At 61.5% G+C, this 20,439-nt stretch carries 18 protein-coding genes; 7 read left to right on the top strand and 11 right to left on the bottom strand.

Going from position 1 to position 20,439, the window contains the following annotated elements; genetic code table 11:
• Positions 1-51 precede the first annotated feature (51 nt).
• Positions 52-1,155 (top strand): isochorismate synthase, encoded by a 1,104-nt coding sequence (locus HMPREF2807_RS07915; protein ID WP_049156504.1) that lies wholly within the window; start codon positions 52-54, stop codon positions 1,153-1,155.
• 8 nt (positions 1,156-1,163) lie between these two features.
• Here the strand turns inward: HMPREF2807_RS07915 and HMPREF2807_RS07910 are convergent, their stop codons facing one another.
• The 10 genes from HMPREF2807_RS07910 to HMPREF2807_RS07865 all read right to left on the bottom strand — a co-directional run bounded on the left by HMPREF2807_RS07910 (position 1,164) and on the right by HMPREF2807_RS07865 (position 13,648).
• Entirely contained in the window at positions 1,164-1,973 is an 810-nt protein-coding gene (locus HMPREF2807_RS07910; RefSeq protein WP_198531392.1) for a fumarylacetoacetate hydrolase family protein, read from the bottom strand.
• A gap of 80 nt (positions 1,974-2,053) precedes the next feature.
• Positions 2,054-2,671, bottom strand: a complete 618-nt coding sequence (locus HMPREF2807_RS07905; protein WP_046648110.1) for an exonuclease domain-containing protein — start codon at positions 2,669-2,671, stop codon at positions 2,054-2,056.
• The gene (locus tag HMPREF2807_RS07900) at positions 2,672-4,540 is read right to left on the bottom strand and encodes a DUF294 nucleotidyltransferase-like domain-containing protein (RefSeq protein ID WP_046648109.1); all 1,869 of its coding nucleotides are present in this window, start codon (positions 4,538-4,540) and stop codon (positions 2,672-2,674) included.
• A 17-nt stretch (positions 4,541-4,557) separates the two neighbouring features.
• A complete protein-coding gene (locus HMPREF2807_RS07895; protein ID WP_070511658.1) occupies positions 4,558-5,577 on the bottom strand; it encodes a 3-isopropylmalate dehydrogenase in 1,020 nt (339 codons plus the stop codon).
• A 136-nt stretch (positions 5,578-5,713) separates the two neighbouring features.
• Entirely contained in the window at positions 5,714-7,300 is a 1,587-nt protein-coding gene (gene serA, locus HMPREF2807_RS07890) for a phosphoglycerate dehydrogenase (protein WP_070511656.1), read from the bottom strand.
• Positions 7,301-7,344: 44 nt separating this feature from the next.
• Positions 7,345-8,229 (bottom strand): hypothetical protein, encoded by an 885-nt coding sequence (locus HMPREF2807_RS07885; protein WP_070511654.1) that lies wholly within the window; start codon positions 8,227-8,229, stop codon positions 7,345-7,347.
• A 28-nt stretch (positions 8,230-8,257) separates the two neighbouring features.
• On the bottom strand, positions 8,258-10,051 hold the full coding sequence (locus HMPREF2807_RS07880; protein WP_070511653.1) for a GmrSD restriction endonuclease domain-containing protein: 1,794 nt from the start codon (positions 10,049-10,051) through the stop codon (positions 8,258-8,260).
• Positions 10,052-10,183: 132 nt separating this feature from the next.
• Positions 10,184-11,197 carry a ketol-acid reductoisomerase gene (gene ilvC, locus HMPREF2807_RS07875; RefSeq protein WP_049156493.1) on the bottom strand — a complete coding sequence of 338 codons (1,014 nt, stop codon included), beginning with the start codon at positions 11,195-11,197 and terminating at the stop codon, positions 10,184-10,186.
• A gap of 109 nt (positions 11,198-11,306) precedes the next feature.
• A complete protein-coding gene (ilvN, locus tag HMPREF2807_RS07870; RefSeq protein WP_046648104.1) occupies positions 11,307-11,822 on the bottom strand; it encodes an acetolactate synthase small subunit in 516 nt (171 codons plus the stop codon).
• A gap of 5 nt (positions 11,823-11,827) precedes the next feature.
• Entirely contained in the window at positions 11,828-13,648 is a 1,821-nt protein-coding gene (locus HMPREF2807_RS07865) for an acetolactate synthase large subunit (protein ID WP_070511652.1), read from the bottom strand.
• Between the two features lie 314 nt (positions 13,649-13,962).
• Here HMPREF2807_RS07865 and HMPREF2807_RS07860 point away from each other — a divergent pair, with 314 nt between their 5' ends.
• From HMPREF2807_RS07860 to HMPREF2807_RS07850, 3 genes are read left to right on the top strand one after another with little or no spacing between them, the layout of a single operon-like run.
• Positions 13,963-14,496, top strand: a complete 534-nt coding sequence (locus HMPREF2807_RS07860; RefSeq protein WP_046648103.1) for a PH domain-containing protein — start codon at positions 13,963-13,965, stop codon at positions 14,494-14,496.
• A gap of 2 nt (positions 14,497-14,498) precedes the next feature.
• On the top strand, positions 14,499-16,352 hold the full coding sequence (gene ilvD / locus HMPREF2807_RS07855; protein WP_070511651.1) for a dihydroxy-acid dehydratase: 1,854 nt from the start codon (positions 14,499-14,501) through the stop codon (positions 16,350-16,352).
• Between the two features lie 11 nt (positions 16,353-16,363).
• Positions 16,364-17,632, top strand: coding sequence for a glycosyltransferase family 87 protein (locus HMPREF2807_RS07850; RefSeq protein WP_070511645.1), 1,269 nt, complete (start codon positions 16,364-16,366; stop codon positions 17,630-17,632).
• A 175-nt stretch (positions 17,633-17,807) separates the two neighbouring features.
• Here HMPREF2807_RS07850 and HMPREF2807_RS14185 read toward each other — a convergent pair whose 3' ends face one another.
• A complete protein-coding gene (locus tag HMPREF2807_RS14185; protein ID WP_232751645.1) occupies positions 17,808-18,383 on the bottom strand; it encodes a hypothetical protein in 576 nt (191 codons plus the stop codon).
• On the opposite strand from HMPREF2807_RS14185, the gene HMPREF2807_RS14370 reads away from it, so the two are divergent.
• The 3 genes from HMPREF2807_RS14370 (at position 18,270) to HMPREF2807_RS07835 (ending at position 20,407) form a co-directional block, all read left to right on the top strand.
• Entirely contained in the window at positions 18,270-18,704 is a 435-nt protein-coding gene (locus HMPREF2807_RS14370; protein WP_366095180.1) for a helix-turn-helix domain-containing protein, read from the top strand. The genes HMPREF2807_RS14185 and HMPREF2807_RS14370 overlap by 114 nt on opposite strands.
• Positions 18,705-18,771: 67 nt before the next feature.
• Positions 18,772-19,530 carry a DUF6973 domain-containing protein gene (locus HMPREF2807_RS14180; protein ID WP_232751644.1) on the top strand — a complete coding sequence of 253 codons (759 nt, stop codon included), beginning with the start codon at positions 18,772-18,774 and terminating at the stop codon, positions 19,528-19,530.
• Between the two features lie 490 nt (positions 19,531-20,020).
• Positions 20,021-20,407 (top strand): IS30 family transposase, encoded by a 387-nt coding sequence (locus HMPREF2807_RS07835; RefSeq protein WP_070511640.1) that lies wholly within the window; start codon positions 20,021-20,023, stop codon positions 20,405-20,407.
• The last annotated feature ends 32 nt before the right edge of the window (positions 20,408-20,439 follow it).

Raw genomic sequence — 20,439 nt, 5'->3', positions numbered from 1 at the left:
GAGTGGATCTGGTTTCGGTAAGAAGGAAAGAAGGAACTAGAGTTATTCCTTATGTGTGAAAACAGACCCTCCACCGCCCCCGACTTCCTCCTGTCCCGCGCGACGGGGTCTGTGCGTACCCAAGGTTCGGCTGCGACCTTCAGCGATGTCGATGCCGCCGTAGCCGAGCTGCGTGCCGGCACGGTCCCGATGATCGTCGGAGCGCTTCCCTTCCACAAGGGAGATCCGGCCGCCTTGACAGTCCCGCGCAGCATTATCCGCGAGGACGGCCCGCTCGAGCCACATGCCTATTACCGCAGCGGCACGCTCAACGCGCGGGTTACCGGTTTCGATCCGGAACCGGAGGAACACCTTCGCCGCATTGAAGCAGCCATCGCCACGATCGAGGCGTCGAAGTTGGACAAGGTAGTCCTCGCCCGCGCCGTTGACATTGAGTTCCACGCCCCTGTCGATCCACTCCTCGTCGCCGCACGGCTGATCGACCTATCCTCCCATCGCGATGGTTTCATCGCCGACCTCACCCCGGCGGGGCGACCCGGAGCGATGCTCGTGGGCTCTTCCCCGGAGGTGCTCATCAAGAAGCAGGGTTCAACAGTCACGGCCTTCCCCTTGGCCGGATCCGCGCCCCGGCAGTCGGATAAAGCACGCGACATCATGGCAGGTCAGGACCTGCACAATTCCGAGAAGGATTTGCGCGAGCACGCTTTCGTGGTAGATCACATCCGCCGTATTCTGCAGCCTTTGTGCGAGACCCTCGATGCTCCCACGTCCCCGCAGCTCACCTCCACCAATGAGATGTGGCATCTGGGCACCCCGATTGCGGGAACCCTCAAGGATTCTGACATCACTGCGCTCGAGTTGGCCGAGTTGGTCTACCCCACCCCTGCTATTTGTGGCACCCCCACGGAGGCCGCACAAGCGCTGATCGAAACCGCTGAAACCGATCGCGGCTTCTACGCCGGCGCGGTGGGCTGGTGCGATGATTCCGGCGACGGCGAATACATGGTAGCCATCCGGTGCGCCGAGGTGGCCGGCGATGGCCTCTCCGCCCGCGCGTGGGCAGGCGGAGGAATCGTCGTGGACTCCGACCCGACGGCCGAACTTCAGGAAACCACGGCTAAGCTGCGCACCATCTTGCGCGCGCTCAACCTTTAGAGCAGCATCTAAGCGCGCTCAATCGGGTTGGCCAGGCTGCCCACGCCGGGGATCTCAATTTCGATGGTATCGCCCGGCACCATCGGTGCCGTGCCAGCCGGGGATCCGGTGGTGATGACATCGCCCGGCAGCAGGGTGTAGGACTGCGAGATCTCAGCGATAATATCGCCCATCTTCACGATCATCTGGTCGGTGTTGGAGTCCTGCTTCTGCTCGCGCTTGCCATCGTGCGTGAGGTAGGCGTTGATCTTCTGGTCATCGAGATTGATGCAGTCCAGGTCCGTCTCAATCCACGGGCCCAGCGGGCAGAAGGTGTCGATGCCCTTCGCGCGTGCCCACTGGCCATCCTGGAACTGCAGGTCGCGGGAGGACACATCGTTACAAATGGTGTAGCCGACAACGTGATCGCGCCACTTCTCCGGATCAATATTCTTCGACACCTTAGAGATCACCACGGCGAGCTCGCCCTCAAATTCGACGTTGGTGGCGAACTCCGGAATCTTGATGGGCGCACCCGGGCCAATGACCGCGGTGGAAGGCTTGATGAAGATCGTCGGCGGCAGGTGCTCGGCAGACTCCTTGAAGACCTCCGCCACGTGGTCGGCGTAGTTGCGGCCGAGCGCTACGACCTTGGTCGGCAGGGTCGGCGCCAACAAGCGCACCTCACTCAGCGGCCACTCGCGGCCAGTGGGCTCCGGCGGCGTAAACGGTGTGCCGGAAATTTCCTTGGCCACCAGCTGATCCAGCGGGGCGTCGGCGGGACCATCGATGATGGCAAAACAGATACCTTCGGTGTGAGCAATTCGTCCTAAACGCATAACGGCCATACTACTCGCAAGGATTTTTAACACACGATCAGGGGTCTGCAGTAAAGGTTGCAAAGGAAGCGTTGTCTATCTCAGCGCTGGACGACGTCCCCCAGGGTCACCGCTCGCGTGCTCCCCCGCTGCGCTAGGTATAGCTCTGCGCAAGCCAGGGCGTCGCTGAGCGCATTGTGGCTGCCATAGCGCGGCAGACCATAGCGCTCACGGACTCGGGGAAGGCGTAGGTCCTCGCCGCGCGGGTAGGTGCCCATGCGCTCCATGTGGCGCCGCTCCAACGCAAAGGTATCCACCACGCTCAGCCGCGGGCGCTCTCCGAACACCGCGCGCGATGCCGCCTCAATGAATCCCACCTCCAGCGCTGAGAAGTGTGCGAGCAACGCGCGTCCCTGCACCGCCTGGCGCAACTGCTCCATGGCGCTCTCCAGCTCCTCTCCGGCGTCGATGACGTTTTGGGTCAGCAGGTGGACATGCGAGTCGTCGGCCACCTGCGCACCGCGCACCACGATATAGCCAGCACCGGATAAGTCGATGGTTCTGCCATTAACCGGAACCCAGCCAATAGAGACGATCTTCCCCGTGCGGGGGTTAAGGCTGGTCGTCTCCATGTCCACGGCCAACAAGCCCACGTCATCAAGGGGTGTGGTGCGCGGGGGCGCGCCCCAGTCCGCCCGGCGGCTCCAGCGATTCCACATCTAGATATTCCTCACCGGGTATTTGGTCGCGAGGGCATTCTGCATCGACTTGATCGCCCGGAAGGCATCGCGCAGGTGCTCGCGTTCCATGCGCCCCAGGCTCTTGGGGCCGATGTTGTAATTGGGCTGCTGTCCCTCGCGCAGCTGGTGGGCTTGGTGTTGGAAGGAGAGGGAGCGTAGGTAATCAAAGGCGTCGAGAAGCTCCTGCGCCCCCTGGTGGCTCACCGCGTTACCGGCGGCTTCTCTGAGACGCTGGCGGGTATCCACCACCGTCGAGCCGGAAGCCAAGGCGAAGAGCCGGGCCATCTGCACGATTCCGGCGGTCCCGCCCTTCTTGATGTCGAGGGTGTTGGCGTAGTCGCCATCGCGCTCCACCACGAGCCCCCGGAAGAAGGTCAGCGGCGGCTCGCGGCGCGCTGCCAAGCTGGCCAGGTGCGCGTGCAAGCGAGTTGCCCCTTTACCCATTTCTACGGCAGCAGTGTGGACTTCTCGGCCCAGCTCCTCGCTGCCATAGAGGACACGGAAATCGAAGAAGATCTGCGCGTTGAGCAGAGCCTCCGGTTGGGGCTCCCGGATCCACCTACGGAAGGTATCGATCCAGTGGGTCCGGGTCATCCGCCATTCTTCGTTCATCGCCATCATGTTGCCGGGGCAGAGAACTTGGCCGGCGTCGGCAAGCCCTTGGCAGACGAAGGAGCTCATCCGCGCGAAGTAGTCGCCGTGTACCGCGGCATCGTAGTCATCAGCGAGAACCAGAGCATTGTCCTGATCCGAGGCTAGCGCCATTTCCCGGCGGCCCTGCGAACCGACGGCCACGAAGGCATACTCGACCGGCGGGGGTCCGAGTTCCTCCTCGGCTAGCGTGCACAGTCGGCGGGCCACTGCATCGGCGGCGAGCGTGACCAGGCTGGAGGCTTCCGCCGGGGTGGAGCCACGCTCCACGTAACGCCCGGCCAGGCGCGTGGCTTCCTGAAAAGCGCCACGAAGCTCAGCGGCACTGCTGCGCCGTGAGAGATCCGCGGTGAGGTAGAGCGGATCGTTATGGAGCAGGCGCGTAACGTCCGACTGCGTGACAATGCCCTGCAATGCGCCCTCGGTGACCACCGGCAGGTGGTGGATACCTCGCTCGGCCATGTGCAGCAGCGCCTCCATGGCGGGGGCATCGGCAGATACCGTCAGCGGGTTGGGCGTCATGATCTCCCCCACCGCCTGGCCAGGATCCCGGTGAACGGCGAGCACGCGCGAACGCAGATCGCGGTCCGTCACGATGCCCTTAAGGCGGGTGCCGTTCTGGTTCCCGGGCTCCACGACGAGGAGCGAGGACACACTCCGGTCAGTCATCAGGCCAGCGGCTTCCGCGATCGTGGTGGTGGGCGGAGCGGTGAGCACGTCGGTGCGGATAAGGTCCTGCAGCGGCGTGCGGAGAACATCCGTCGGTGCGGAATCGGACAGCTCGCGGGCTGCTGCTCGGATCTGGCGCGACTTGGCCGAAAAGAACCGTGCGATGTCTGGGTTGCGTTGGGCGCACTCGCTAAAAGCGTGCTGCGGCAGGGTGAAGACCAGACTGTCTTCGACCGCGACCATCTCATAGACGGAAACCGGCTCACCCTGCAGCGTGGAATAGCCAAAGGTCAGCCCGGGTTCGCGCCGATCGAGAAGGACGCCATCCTCTCCCAGAACATCTATTGCCCCGGTGCGGATGATGTGTAGGAACGCGTTCTCCTCCCCGAGCCGGACGGGGACATCCCCGCGGCGCAGGTAGATCATGCTCAGCTGTGCAGACAGCGCGGTGAGCTCTTCCTCCGGCAGGCGGGAGAAAGGCTCGTGCTGGGCGAGGAAACTAGTGACCTCGTCTATTTCGACGCTCATGCGCCAACCATACAGTGCTAGGCGCGCAGCGCGGAGGCGATTCGGTCACCAATTTCGGTAGTCTTCGGCTGCGCATCCCCGCGGGAGGAGACGTCGGCAGCAACGGCCTCCTCGATGCGCACAGCGTTGTCCTCGTCGCCGAGGTGGCGCAGTAGCATCGCGGCCGAGAGGATCGCCGCGGTCGGGTCCGCAATCCCTTTGCCCGCAATGTCCGGGGCAGAACCGTGGACAGGCTCGAACATGGAGGGATTCGCACCGGAGGCGTCAATGTTTCCGGAGGCGGCTAAGCCGATGCCACCGGTAACAGCACCGGCCAGGTCAGTCAGGATGTCACCAAAGAGGTTGTCGGTCACGATGACGTCGTAGCGCGCGGGATCGGTGACCATGTAGATGGTTGCGGCATCGATGTGGTTGTAATCCACGGTGACCTCCGGAAACTCCTGTGCCACCTCGTTCACGGTGCGCTGCCACAGCCCGCCGGCATTGACCAAAACGTTGGTCTTGTGCACCAGCGTGACGTGCTTGCGGCGGGACATCGCACGCTGGAAGGCATCGCGCACCACGCGCTCAACGCCGTAGCGGGTGTTCTGGGAAACCTCCGAGGCCACCTCGTGCTCGGTGCCCTCGCGCAGAGTTCCTCCGTTACCGCAGTACAGGCCTTCGGTGCCCTCGCGCACGACGACGAAGTCGATATCGCCCGGGTTCGCCAACGGCGAGGTAGACGTCGGGTACAACTTGGAGGGGCGCAGGTTAACGTGGTGGTCGAGCGCACAACGCATCTTCAGCAGCAGGCCGCGCTCCAAGACGCCGGGCGGAACCTCACCCGGGGCGCCAATCGCACCGAGCAGGATGGCGTCGTGCTCGCGCAGGGAGGCCAGGTCGGCGTCGGTAAGCAGCTCTCCGTTGCGCAGGTAGCGTCGAGCACCCAGGTCATAGTCGGTCACCTCGATGTCCTCGCGCACCGCGCGCAGAACCTTGAGCGCTTCCGCGGTTACCTCGGGGCCAATGCCGTCGCCGCCAATCACTGCAAGTTTCATTTTGTGGGATTCCTTTCTCACATATTGGATACTTGAGAGAGTACCACCCTCGTGCCCTCCATGAAGCCGAAACCCCCTGAAGAACCATGGCTGGCTCTGCAGGGGGGCGGTGGACTCCACTCAGGTGCGGTGTGGATTAAACATCCAAATCGAGCTGGTGGCAGGTAGCCCCCAGCGCCGAGTTGATCTCCTCGACGAGCTCCTCTGGCACCTCGCGCTCGACGCGCAGAATGAGCACAGCGTCGGAGGCGTCCTTACCCTGGGTCAAGGCGGCGGCGACAATGTTGATGCCGGCAGAGCCCAGCTTGGTACCCACGGTACCCAGCGCGCCCGGGGCATCCTTGTAGGAGAAGAAGAGGTTGCGGCCGGTAGCGCGCATATCGACGCCGCGGCCGTTGATGCGGATAATCTTCTCCACCCCGTCAATTCCGGTCAGGGCACCGGTCAGCTGCGATACCTTGCCGTTGGGGCCAATCACCCTGACGCGCACCGAAGAGCGGTGGCCCTTCGACTCCACGTTGGTCTTCACGTCCACGGTCACGCCGCGGCTTTCGGCGATCTTCATTGCGTTAACGAAGGTGACAGCCTCCGAGACCACGCTGGAAAACAGTCCGCGAACAGCAGACAGACCAAGAGCCGAGACATCCTCGTTGGCCAGCTCACCGCAGGCCTCGACCTCCACGGCAACCGGTGCAGCATCCAGCAGGTTGCCGGCTACCAGGCCCAGCTTGCGGGTCAGGTCCAACCAGCCGGCGACTTCCTCGCCGACCCGGCCGCCTTCAACGTTGACGGCATCCGCGACGAACTCGCCGGCCAGTGCCTTCAACACGGAGGCGGCGACATCGGTACCGGCGCGGTCCTGCGCTTCGACCGTGGATGCGCCCAAGTGCGGGGACACGGTAACTTGCGGAAGCTCAAACAGCGGGGAATCGGTGCAGGGCTCGGAAGCATAGACGTCGAAGCCTGCGCCGCGGTGGTGGCCAGACTTGATGGAGGCAGCTAGCGCCGCTTCATCGACGAGGCCGCCGCGGGCGGCGTTAATGATGATCTGGCCCTTCTTGGCCTGCGCCAAAAGCTCGGCATCGAACATGCCGGCGGTCTCCGGGGTCTTGGGCAGGTGGATCGTCACAAAGTCAGAGCGGGACATGAGCTCCTCAAGGCTCACCAGCTCCACGCCCAGCGCCGCCGCACGGGCCGGGTTGGCATAAGGATCGTGCGCGATGATGGTGGTCTCAAAGGCCGCCAGGCGCTGGGCAAAGAGCTGGCCGATGTGGCCGAAGCCCACGATGCCGATGGTCTTGCCATAGATCTCGACGCCTTTGAAGGACGAGCGCTTCCACTCGCCTTGGCGAAGAGACTGATCCGCCGCCGGCACCTGGCGCGCGGTGGCCAGGAGCAAGGCGATGGCCTGCTCGCAGGCGGAGTGGATGTTGGAGGTCGGTGCGTTGACAACCATGACTCCACGCTCGGTGGCGGCTGGGATGTCAACGTTGTCCAAGCCAACGCCGGCACGGCCGACGATCTTCAGGTTCTCTGCGGCGGCCAAAACCTCCGCATCCACGGTCGTGGCGGAGCGGACGAGGAGCGCATCGGCCTCAGGCACTGCGGCGAGAAGTTCCTCGCGGTTTGGGCCATCAACCCAGCGAACCTCAACGGTGTCCCCGAGGGCATCAACTGTGGATTCGGCAAGCTTATCGGCGATAAGTACGACCGGCTTCGACATAACTTCCTTTACTAGTCAGAATTGGAGATGCCGAGAAGTGTAGTTTATTCTTTCCAGCCCTGAGTGATTTTATGCGTGAATTCTGTCACTGAACCGAATTCCGGTCCGAGGGCCACGATAGGCCCCTCCGATAGCCCTGCGGTTATCGCCGCGCCGGCCTTCGTCGCCGACGGATCTGGCTCGGTCATGACGAAGACCGTGCCACCGTAGGCGGTGGCGTTGACCACGTTGGCTAGGGGGCTTTCCGCGGTCGCCACAATCACCGGCGCCATTTGTGCGTCGCGGCGCGCCTGGGCCGGAATGGCCGGCATCTTTTCCTTCGTTATGTGCTGCGGCAGGGGCTCCCAGGCGGCCTTGAGCTCCGTTTTCGTAGAGGAATCCAAGCGCGCAATGTTGTCAACCATGCGCTCGCGTTTCATGACTACCTTCGACGTGAAGCGAAAAGCGGTGTACTCCCCCAGCGCCTTGGTGTTTCCTGGGTCATGGATAACTTCAAGTTGCCCGTTCTGGCTGGCCCACGGAACGTTACCGATAACGAGGAGCTGGTCTACGTCGAGATCAGTGAGCAGCTGTGAAATCTGCGGGCGAATCGACGCATCGTACGTCACCATGGGCACGCGCTGCGACACGCTCAACGTCGCCGCGCGCAGGGCCGCGGCATCCGTCTCTTCGGCGAGGATCAGCGTATTGCTCTCCTTGAAGAACAAGCGCGCAGAGTCTATGCCCCAGCGGTCCCCCACCACGGTGACCTCGTTGGCGAATTGGGGGTCGATAAGCCGCAAGCGGTTCTCCTCGCTCGCGCGGGCCAGGTCGATGTCCGCTTCGGGGAGGGCGGTGATGTCCTGCGTGAGGATCGGCTCGCCCCGCCCCAGCGAGGAACAGCCCGCAGCGCCCAGGGCCGTCACGACTAGTAGCAGCGCTACAGGCACGACCTGTAGCGCACGTGGAGAAGGAACCTTAACGCGCAAAGGCCTGCGGGCCCTCCTCGCCGCCGGAAAGGTTCGCCTCATCCACGTCGCGCACCACCTGCTTGTTGAGTGCATATTCGACGATGCCGACAAAGCGCTCGCGGCGATCGGCGAAGAACTGGTGCGCGGTCTTCGCAGTCAGCAGCTCCGGATCTAAGTCGTGGGAGGCCAACACACTATCGAACTCGGCATCCTCCATGATCGACTTTGACTGCACGCGCGGCAGGTAGCGCTCGGGCGAATGCCCGTCCAGAACCACCTCGGTGCGCTTGCCCATCGGTGTGCGGTTGAGCACGGAGTTCGCCAGCACGCCGCTGATACCGTGGCGCTCGCACCAGCGAAGCGGGAAGACCGGGAAGAATCCCGGCTGCAGCTCCTCGAAGCTATGGCGGTTGAAGGCGCGCCCCGTCCGCCAATCCTTGGCGCCGCGTGCCATGAGCAGAGCGTAGAGGCCGTGCCATACGCCGTCGTTCTCCCCCACGGACAGCAAGCGGGACTCGCGGAAGGAAGCATCGCGCACCGTCTTCGGAACGCTCTCGGTATCGCCGGCAACCCAGCTGGTCACCTCGTCGACATCACGGGCAGCGCGCAGCTTGACGGCCGAGGAGCCGTAAAGCTCACCGAAGACACCGCTCCAGAACCACTGGTTGAGGCGGTCCCAGGCGTCTTGGGTAGATAGCACGCCCTTCTTCTCAGCCAGACGTGCCAGGATGACCGCCAGCGGGATAATCTGCTCGGAATAAGGCACCTGCTCCAGGGACAGGATGCAGCGCTCAGCCAAGAACTCGGCGACCTCACGGAAGGTAATCACGAGGGTCTCCGCGGCCTTGCGGTACTCAGCGAGCGTCAGTTGCAGGATGTCTTCGCGCTGACCACCAGCGTTGCCCTTCTCCCCCGACACCAGCAAAGACACGGCCGAGAGGAACTCGTTGCGGCCAATGCCGTCGAGCGCCGGGAAGGAACGCAGCTGCTTCTCGACGGCCGCCCAATCCTCCGCCAGGTGGAAGTCCGGGTCTTCGGAGGCAAAGACAGCCGTGAGCAGATCGAAGACATCCATCTGCAGACCAGCGGAATTTACCTGCGCAAAGATCGAGCCGATACCGGCGCTTGCCGTCTCCCGGGAGAGGCGGATCATCGGCACGGTGTACCCGGACAGCGGGCGCAGGATGCGGTTGTTGAAGGCTGCAACCACATCACGGGTGGCACCATCGTTGGCGGCTGCGAGCTCGAAGAGCATGCTGGTGCCTTCCTCGCTCAACAGGGCTGAGACCGGGATGCAGCACTCTTCGATTGCGGCTTCGCGGTTGTTCAAGGAACCTTCGATATCCGGCGCGAAGTGGGAGCGCAGCTCGCCATGCTGGTTGACGGCGAAGACGGCTTCGTCCGGCATGATGTCCTCCGAGGTCGCTATGCGCAGGTCCACGTAGTACTTGCGGGAGACCTTCTTGGAACGAAAATCAGTGGTATCGACGAAGCCCTCGCCGCGGAAGCAGTGATACAAGGTGGTAAGGCGCTGCTGCCCATCGAGCAAGAGCAGGCCCGGGTTCACCCCGGTATCCGGAGCCCCAGCCAATGGGCGGGGGCGAAAGCGCATGGTTTCGTTGCGGGTATCCAAGGCCATAAATGCGCCGAGCGGGTAGCCGCGCAAGACGGTGACGATCAGCGATCTAATGCGGTCCTCATCCCAGGAATAAGAGCGCTGGAAGTCAGGCAGCTGAATATCACCGCGATCGATGCGAGCGAAAAGGTCATTAAGGTCATAACTTGGCGTAGAGAAACCCATGGCCTCGAGCCTACCGCCAAATGTGGGAACGTGCCCGTTTGTGCGCGAACATCACATTGCGGGCACCAAGCCCCGGGTATTGAAAAATCCCGCCAGCCGGTGGCCAGCGGGATTACTCAGATCCAGTGCGATTTATGCAGTTGCATCCAGCGGGTTCTTGACCCAGCTCATGAGATCTCGCAGCTTCTCACCAGTCTTCTCGATCTCGTGATCGTTGTAGCTGGCGCGCAGCTCCTCGAGCTCCTTGTTGCCGCCCTCAACGTTGGCGATCAGGCGCTTGGTGAAGGTTCCGTCCTGAATGTCGGACAGGATGTCCTTCATGCGCTGCTTGGTGTCGGCGTCGATGACGCGCGGACCGGAGATGTAGCCACCGAACTCTGCAGTATCAGAGACCGAGTAGTTCATGTTCTTGATGCCACCCTCGAACATGAGGTCAACGATGAGCTTCAGCTCGTGCAGGCACTCGAAGTAGGCCATCTCCGGCTCGTAACCGGCTTCCACCAGCACCTCGAAACCGACCTTCACGAGCTCCTCGGTACCACCGCACAGAACGGCCTGCTCACCGAAGAGGTCGGTGACGGTCTCGGCTTCGAAGGTGGTCGGGATAACGCCGGCGCGGGCGCCGCCGATGGCCGCGGCATAAGACAGTGTCAGCTCGCGGCCCTCGCCCTTCGGATCCTGCTGGGTAGCGATCAGGCAGGGCACGCCCTTGCCGTCGACGAACTGGCGGCGGACCAGGTGGCCCGGGCCCTTCGGCGCAACCATACCGATGGTGATGTTCTCCGCCGGCTTGATCAGTTCGAAGTGAATGTTGAGGCCGTGGCCGAAGAACAGAGCATTGCCGTCCTCCAGGTTTGGCTCAATGTCCTCGGCGAAGATGGTCGCCTGGGACGTATCCGGGGCTAGCAGCATGATGACGTCAGCCCACTTGGACGCCTCAGCGTTGCTCAGGACCTTAAAGCCAGCCTCTTCCGCCTTCTCGCGGGACTTGGAACCCTCGCGCAGGCCGATCGCCACCTCAACGCCAGAGTCACGCAGGTTCATTGCGTGGGCGTGGCCCTGGGAGCCATAGCCAATGATGGCGACCTTGCGGCCCTGGATGATGGACAGGTCGGCATCGGAATCGTACAGAGTCTCAATAGCCATGTTGTTGTTCCTTCTCTCTGCGGTTCGTTGTCACTACTCAGTGAATAGTGACGTGGTCTACTGAATTTGTATCACATTTTGGGACAAGATGCCCACAATGTGAGATTATTTATTTGCTCGGTGCCATCGCCTTCGGGCCACGCCCCAGCGCGACGTTTCCGGATTGCACCAGCTCACGGATACCGAAGGGCTCGAGGACGTCGAGAAGTGCCTGCAGCTTGCCCGGCGTACCGGTGGCCTCCACCACCACGGACTCCGGCGATACGTCCACGATGCGGGCGCGGAAGATGTTCACCGCGTCGACCACCTGGGGGCGGTTCGAGTTATCCGCGGCCACCTTGACCAGCATGATGGCGCGGGCAATGGTGTTTTCTTCCTCCAGCTCCACCACCTTGAGCACCGGAACAATCTTGTTGAGCTGCTTCGCCACCTGCTCGATGACAACCTCGGAGGCGTCCACAACGATGGTCAGGCGGTTGATCCCCTCGGTTTCGGTCCGCGCGGAGACCAGCGAGATGAGGTTGTAGCCGCGGCGGGTAAACATACCGGCCACGCGGGAGATGATGCCCTCAATGTCCTGGACCCGCACGGACAGGATGTGTCGGGTGATGTCGTCTTTAGCCATTGTTCTTAGGCCTCCTCGAGGGATTCGTGGATGTCGGCCGGATCCTCGGCCGCGGACTCGTTTTCATCAAACAGCGGGCGCAGGCCCAGGGCGTACTGGATTTCCTCGTTGGAGGCACCGCCGCCAATCATCGGCCACACCTGGGCGTCCTGGCCCACGATGAAGTCAATGACCACTGGCCTGTCGTTGATTGAGCGCGCGCGCTCAATCGCGGGGCCAATCCCTTCTGCCGTGGTGACGCGAATGGACTCGCACCCCAGGGCCTCGCTGAGCTTGACGAAGTCCGGAACGTACTCATCGTGCTCACGCAGCTTGGTATGGGAGTACTTGTTCTCATAGAAGAGCGTCTGCCACTGGCGCACCATGCCCAGGTTTCCGTTATTAATGACAGCCACCTTGATGGGGAATCCCTCCACCGCGGCGGTGGTGAGCTCTTGGTTGGTCATCTGGAAGCAGCCATCGCCGTCAATCGCCCAAACCTCACGCTCCGGGCATGCGGCCTTAGCGCCCAGCGCTGCGGGTACGGCGTAGCCCATCGTGCCGGCACCGCCCGAGTTGATCCAGCTGCGCGGGTGCTCGAAGTCGAGGAACTGTGCCGACCACATCTGGTGCTGGCCGACGCCCGCGCAGTAGATAGCCTCCGGCCCCACGATGGAGCTGAGCTGCTGGATGACCTCCTGCGGATTGAGCAGCCCGTCCGACGTCGGCTCGAAACCGCGCGGGTAGCGGCGCTGCAAATCTCCCAGGTACTCCATCCAGTCACCGAGGTTCGGGGCGTCCAACTCCGCGTCATTGGCATAAGCCTTGGTCAGGCGCAGAAGCACCTCGCGGGCATCACCCACGATGGGAACAGCTACCTCACGGATCTTGCCGATCTCGGCCGGGTCGATGTCGGCGTGGATGACCTCGGCGTGCGGAGCAAAGGTATCGGTATCACCGGTCACGCGGTCATCGAAGCGCGCGCCCACGGCGATGATAAGATCCGCGCGCTGCAGCGCCGCCACCGCCGGCACCGTGCCGTGCATGCCGGGCATGCCCATGTGCTGCGGGTGGTTATCCGGGAAGGCGCCGAGCGCCATGAGGGTGGTCACCACCGGGATGCCGGTCAGCTCAGCAAACTCGCGCAGCTCGCGGGAAGCCTCCGCCTTAATGACGCCGCCGCCAACATAGAGCACTGGGCGTTCCGCGCGAGCAATGCGCCGAACAGCCTGCGTGATCTGGCGCGGGTGCGGGGTCGTGGTGGGCTTATACCCCGGCAGGTCCGGCATGACTGGGCCGGAGTACTCCATCAGGGCGTTCTGGACATCCTTCGGGATATCCACGAGGACCGGGCCCGGCCGTCCGGTGGACGCCAGGTGGAACGCGGCAGCAATAGCTCCCGGGATGTCCTCTGCCTTGGTGACGATGAAGTTGTGCTTCGTAATCGGCATGGTCACACCGCGGATATCGGCCTCCTGGAAGGCGTCGGTGCCCAGCAAGGAGCTGCCCACCTGACCGGTGATGGCCACGACCGGCACGGAGTCCAGGTTGGCGTCCGCCAGCGGGGTCACCAGGTTGGTAGCACCCGGACCGGAGGTGGCAATCATGACGCCTACCTTTCCGGATGCCTGGGCATAACCTTCGGCGGCGTGGCCGGCCCCCTGCTCGTGGCGGGTGAGCACGTGGCGCAGCTTCGTGGATTCAAAGAGGGCGTCGTACAGCGGAAGCACGGCGCCGCCCGGAATGCCGAAGACAAGCTCGGTGCCCAAATCTTCGAGGGTACGGACAATGGCGTGTGCGCCCGTGATGCGCTCGGGCGCCCGCTGTGGCGGAGTGGAAGCTGTCACGGTTGTTGTGCTCCTTCAGTGGGGATGGATATCGGAGAGATCATCCAACTAATAACGCCCCCGCTGTCCTTCCTGGGTGTGAAGGTAACGGGGGCGCTTGCTGGTCGACGTCACTAGTGGATTCGCTACGGCTCGCGCCGCCCGGGTACTACTACGAGGTGAAGTCGAATAATGATCATGGGCTAAACTGTACACTGATAGAAACGCCACCGCAGGCATTTACCCCCATTTTTGGGATCTTTTTCTCATTTTGCGAGATTGCACAGGTGGGGCGGTTCGCCACCGCGCCACGCTGTCAATTACGATGACCCACTATGACGTCCTCACACCCGCAGAACGCATCTTCTCGCGCCGAACACCCCACGGCCGAAACGTTCAAGCCCACCCGCGAACACCTCCTCGGCATTGGCATCCTCGCCGCCATCGCTTTTCTCAGCATTGGCTGGGCCCCGAAATACCTCTTCTGGATCCTCATCTTCCCGGTGTTGGCCATCTGGTGGGTCCTGCGGGCCCACACCACCGTGGACGCGAAAGGCATCCACATCACTTATGGCTTCCGCGGCCCCAAGGACATCGCGTGGAAGGACTTTAAAGGCATCGGATTCCAGCGCTCGAAGGCCTACGCTCGCACCACCAGCGGCGACAACCTCAACCTGCCGGGCGTGACTTTTAACTCTCTCCCCCGCCTTGCCGCCGCTTCCAACGGCCGCATCCCCGACGCCCTGACCGCTGGCCGCGAAGCCGCCGATGACAAGGTCGTCATCGTCCACCGCGATGGCCAACAAATCCTCCTTACCAAGGAGGAATACGCCGAGTACCTCAAGAAACACCCCGAACTGAAGGATTAACCATGTACCCTCTCCGCTCTAAAGTCACCACCGTTGGCCGCCAGGCATCCGGTGCGCGTGCGCTGTGGCGCGCTACCGGCTCCAAGGAGAGTGACTTTGGCAAGCCGATCGTTGCCATCGCCAACTCCTTTACCCAGTTCGTTCCCGGCCACGTCCATCTCAAGAACGTCGGCGACATCGTGGCCGACGCCGTGCGCGAAGCCGGCGGCGTGCCCAAGGAATTCAACACCATCGCTGTTGACGATGGCATCGCCATGGGCCATAGCGGCATGCTCTACTCCCTGCCCTCGCGGGAGATCATCTCCGATTCCATCGAGTACATGGTCAACGCGCACACTGCCGACGCCCTGGTGTGCATCTCCAACTGCGACAAGATCACCCCGGGCATGTTGAATGCCGCGCTGCGTCTCAACATCCCCACCATCTTCGTGTCTGGCGGCCCGATGGAAGCCGGCAAGGCCGTCGTCGTCGACGGTGTGGCGCACGCGCCGACGGATCTGATTACGGCCATCACGGCGTCGGCCAGCGATGCCGTCTCCGATGAGGGCCTGGCTCAGGTGGAGGAATCCGCCTGCCCCACCTGTGGTTCCTGCTCCGGCATGTTCACCGCCAACTCCATGAACTGCCTCACCGAGGCGCTCGGTTTGGCCCTTCCAGGCAATGGCACCACGCTGGCTACCCACAGCGCCCGCCGCGATCTCTTCGAGCAGGCCGGCCGCACCATCGTGGACCTGTGCCGACGCTACTACGGCGAAGAAGACGACGCCGTCCTTCCGCGCTCTATCGCCACCAAGGAAGCCTTCAGCAATGCCATGGCTTTGGACATGGCTATGGGTGGTTCCACCAACACCATCCTCCACACGCTGGCCGCCGCGCAGGAGGGCGAGGTGGACTTCACCCTCGAGGACATCAACGAGATCTCCTACCGCGTACCCTGCCTGTCCAAGGTGGCACCCAACGGCACCTACCACATCGAGGACGTGCACCGCGCCGGCGGTATCCCCGCCATCTTGGGCGAGCTGCGCCGCGCCGGCCACTTGAACCTCAAGGTCCACACCGCGCTTTACGACAACGCCGAGGAGTGGCTGGACGATTGGGATATCCGCGGCGGCAAGGCCACAGAGGCCGCCCTCGAGCTTTTCCATGCCGCGCCTGGCGGTGTGCGCACCACCGAGCCATTCAGCCAGTCCAACCGCTGGGATGAGCTCGACACCGACGCGGCCAATGGTTGTATCCACGACGCCGAGCATGCCTTCTCCTCTGACGGCGGACTGGTTGTCCTGCGCGGAAACCTCGCCCCCAACGGGGCCATCGTCAAGGCCGCCGGCGTGGAGGAAGAGCTGTGGACCTTCACCGGTCCGGCCCGCGTGGTGGAGTCCCAGGAGGAGGCCGTGTCCATCATCCTCAAGAAGGAAGTCCAGCCCGGCGATGTCATCGTCATCCGCTACGAGGGCCCCGCGGGCGGCCCCGGCATGCAGGAGATGCTGCACCCGACCTCCTTCCTCAAGGGTTCCGGCTTGGGCAAGGCCTGCGCCTTGATTACGGATGGCCGCTTCTCCGGCGGCACCTCCGGCCTTTCCATCGGCCACATCTCCCCCGAGGCTGCTCACGGCGGGCTTATCGGTCTCGTGGAGAACGGTGACCCCATCACCATCAACATCCGCGAGCGCCAGCTCACCCTCGACGTTGACGAAGAAGTCTTGGAACGCCGCCGCGCCACCGAGGAGCAGCGTGAGAAGCCCTGGACGCCGAAGGACCGCAACCGCCCGGTCACCAAGGCCCTGCGCGCCTACGCCAACATGGCCACCTCCGCTGACCGTGGTGCGGTGCGCGTGGTGGATAGTTACGTCAATTAGAGTATGGGGCGATGAATTTCGCCACTAACGCCGCAAGGCGCACACTCCTGACCGCCGCCGGGCTCATCATTGGCCTGGTGGGCGTCATCCGCCACGTCCTCCACACGGACTTCCCGGTGGACATGATCATTTACCGAGAGGGCGTGCGCGCCTTCATGGAGGGCCGCTCGGTCTACTCGGAGCCCATGTACGCCGGGGATTTGGCGCTCCCCTTTATCTACCCGCCCTTCGGGGCGCTGGTCATGGTGCCACTGACTGCTTTTGACTGGATGAGCGATTCGCTCGCCGGCGACATCATGATCGTCCTCTCGGACGCCCTGGTCTTTGCCTGCCTCTACGCGATCTTCCGCGCGCTCAAGGTGCCGCACCTGTGGCCCACCGTGGCGATCGCGTGGGCCGCGGCCATGTTCTTTGAACCCATCCGCCTCAACAACGGTTTTGCACAGATCAACATCGTCATCATGGCGCTGGTCATCTTTGATCTTGTTCCCCGCGAGCGCAAGCTTCCGCAGGGCTGGCTGATAGGTCTCGCGGCGGCCATCAAGATCACCCCGTTGGCCATGCTGCTCTACTTCCTGCTGCGCCGCGAGTGGCGGCCCATCCTCACAGCCTTCGCCTCCGCCGTCCTGGCTACCCTGTTGGCCGCGGTTTACCGCTGGGAGGCCTTTGTCGAATTCTTCACCTCGAAGCTTCTCGATATGGGCAAGGGCGCAGACTTCGGCGTGGCTACTGACTATCAGTCCAATTCCTCGCTCAAGGGTGTCATCCAGCGCCTCTTCACCTCCCAGGAGGCGATGAACAACAACGGCATGCTCATCAACGTGCTGTGGCTCGTGGCGGCACTCACGATCATCGGCCTTAGCTCAGCACTCATCATGGCTCAGATGCGGCGCGGCCTGCTTGTCGACGCCCACCTCACCACCGCCACCACCATGCTGCTCATCTCCCCCGTTTCGTGGTCCCACCACTGGGTGTGGCTGTCCCTCATCGTGCCGCTTCTGGTCTACCGCGCCTGGTCCTGGCGCAATTCCACCTGGGTCGCCGGCAGCTCGCTGGCTGTTCTCGCCGCTTGGACTGGCATGCTGCTCACCGTTCCGCCGAAGTGGTGGTTCGGCGATAGCATCGATGTTCACGCGATGCCGCTGTACCAGAAGTTCTTGGTCGATGACTTCGTGTGGCTGGCACTCCTCAGCTGGATTCTCTACGCCATCTGTCTCAAGATTCAGAACAATAAGGCAGACAAGCCACATACTGAGCTCGCTGCGGCCCAAACCAACTAAGCCCCGAAACGCAAAACTGCCTGTTCTGCCAAAGTTGTTCGCCGCGCCTGCGGCGGGCTCAGGTGGTGAATGCATCTATACAGCTAGGAGGTTGTGTAGATGTTAGGCGATAGAAAGCTACGTGAGCGGTATGTGCAGGCGTATCTGCATGATGCGCGTCCGATGTCGGTGATCCTCAAGGAGTTGGGGGGGCTCGAAGGCTACGGCGAAGGTGTGGCGCCAGGCTGAGGGCCTTAGCCGTGGCAAGCGCCGTCGGAGCCTGAATGAGGATAAGTACAAAGATCAATACCAAAAGATCATTGCTATTGTAGAAAGCGGTCGGTCTGCGCATAGTGCACTGAAAGAGACAGGTTTCCCACAGACCGCTTACCGATACCTTGCGCAAGACGGTATCGAACTCGCCAATACCAGTCGCGGTGGAGCCATACAACACGAGCGGGATCGCATTGCCCAAGCTTTGAAACTTGTGGATGCTGGCAAAAGCTATAAACAGGCCGGCCAGGTTGTTGATCGCTGCACTGCCACGGTGAAAACGTGGCACCATAATCGCATGTATGAGCGTTGGATACTCAATGATCATCCCACTGAATCCGAATCGAAGGTAGGACGCGGAAAGCGTCTTATCCGCCATGACCGAATAGCGATAGCCTATCTGCTTGATCAGGGTCTTACTCACCGTGAGATTGCAGCCCACCTTGGCCGGAATCAGTCGACGATTAGCAGGGAAATCGCCCGTGGGATGACTGAGCATGGCTACGATGCCCTCGTGGCGCAAAAGCGGGCTGTAGACCGTTTAGCCAGGCCTAAACCCCGTAAACTCGATACCAACCCGCAGTTGCGGGCCTTTGTCATCGAGGAGTTGAACACGAAGTGGTCACCTTCCCCTTGGCTGCTGAGCCCTGCCCCCCTAGGAACAAAACTCGGGGCACTTCAATCTACGAGCGTTACTAGTAGTACTTCGTTACTTCTGTGTGGAGCTGTGATCGATAAATTGGCAGGGGATATACACCTAATTAGGGGTGATTTTACAACTGTTAGTTTCCTAATAGGAATTATCTGTTACTCTGGGTAAGGAGCACCTAATATGCGTGTTTCCCTCGTCACGGATAATCGTTTTCACGAAATTTACAGGAGTTCTTATGCGCAATCGCGCCACAAGATTCATCATGGCTTTATCTACAGCAGCAGTTCTCGCATTTGGTTTAATCATTCCACCAAGTGCTACTGCCCAAAACCTGGGGAATCTTACCCCCTTGCCCGCATCAACAATTGACTTAGACGCTGAAATTCGCGTAGACACCAGTGATGTCACAGATGAGGACATCATGAATGTTCAAGACGAGATCAAGGTGATGAACGAGTCCGCCGACCCGTACGGTTACTTCGCATCCCTGTCAGCTAATGAACAACGCGCAATCATTGCTGCAGTTGAACGTGCCAGGGTCACTGACATCAATCCTCAGGTAGCGCCTTTTGCGACCACCCAGTCGGACCCCTACCGGATATATATCCAGGGCCTTGAAATGCTGTCCTGCATCGCGCTGGTCGATGTAGTATCATGCGGCATCGCCAATCAGGCAGCCACAACCGCGAGTACGGAAGCGCAGAACCGGTTTCCTGGCGCCACATCACTCCGCAATGGAAAGGGCGATGCTTTTCGGCACTGCTCGTGGAATGCCCTGATGACGATGAGAATCGGTGCAGATGCAGCTGAACGCATTGCTACTAACCACGAAACTGTCGCTCAAGGGCCAGCGGATCAGACCCGCATGGACCTGTATAACAATGCCCAAGGTCGATTTCTTGGATCTGCTTTCGCAAGTAGTGGCGACGAAGCTGCTGCTCTGAACCAGTGCGCCCTCTGGGCAAGGATTGGACTGCTATCTACACTTTCCTAGGATAGGCACGAGAAGGAGGTTATGTTAATGAGACGCATGATGGCACGGATAGGGTTCACTAGTATTGTCTCCCTATCACTCTCCTCTTGTAGTTTTAATGACCCATTGGCTTCTCATCTCGCGTCCCTAGGACGATCGGGACATGCAATCCCCGTTACTGAGTCCATCACACTGGAGGAACTCTACGGACCAGAGTGGACTGAGTTTTCGCTCGTGTGCCCATACACTCCGTATCAAACAGTCAAAGAAACACTTGTGGTTGATGATCCCCCTGTTCCAGAACACGGCTTCACCGAAGAGGCAAACTTCCTCTTTCTTAGAGGAAAGGGCGACAGCGAACAATGGGTGAGGTTCTCTCGACAGGCTCTCGATCTGTGTTCTCCATCAAGTCCGCCTTCTTTAATCATGGAGTCAACGACAGTTGCTCTCAGTTTTTCTCTGGATAATCCGGGTAGTGCTTGGACTCTAACCGGCTTGAACAAGTAGTCGTATGGGCTCGCTGCTTGATGTGCATGATTCCGCCACGACTGTCGATAAGTTAATCGAGATGTTTACCGGAAAAATACGCAACAACACCAAAACACTGACCTGGGACCAAGGTGTGGAACTAGCCCAAGTAGACAGGCTGAGCATCGAACGTGGGCTCGCAGTCTACTTCTGCGATCCACACTCACCCTGGCAGCGTCCTACCAACGAAAACACCAACGGGCTAGTCCGAGACTTCCTACCCAAAGGAAGCGACTTTAGTACCCTGACGCTTCAAAAGGCGTTCAACACATTCAAGACCTACTCAACGGGCGCCCCAGAGAAGTCCTCAACTGGTACACACCAGAAGAGAGAATCCAAGAACTATTCAAGTGATGCATCCACCACTTGAAACCGCCTGCGGCGGGCGGGAAAACTTTGGCA

This window comes from Corynebacterium sp. HMSC074A09, assembly GCF_001811545.1.
GTDB classification, from domain to species: Bacteria; Actinomycetota; Actinomycetes; order Mycobacteriales; family Mycobacteriaceae; genus Corynebacterium; species Corynebacterium hiratae.
Note: the sequence above shows the minus strand (reverse complement) of the source record. Positions and strands in the feature narration are given on the sequence as shown.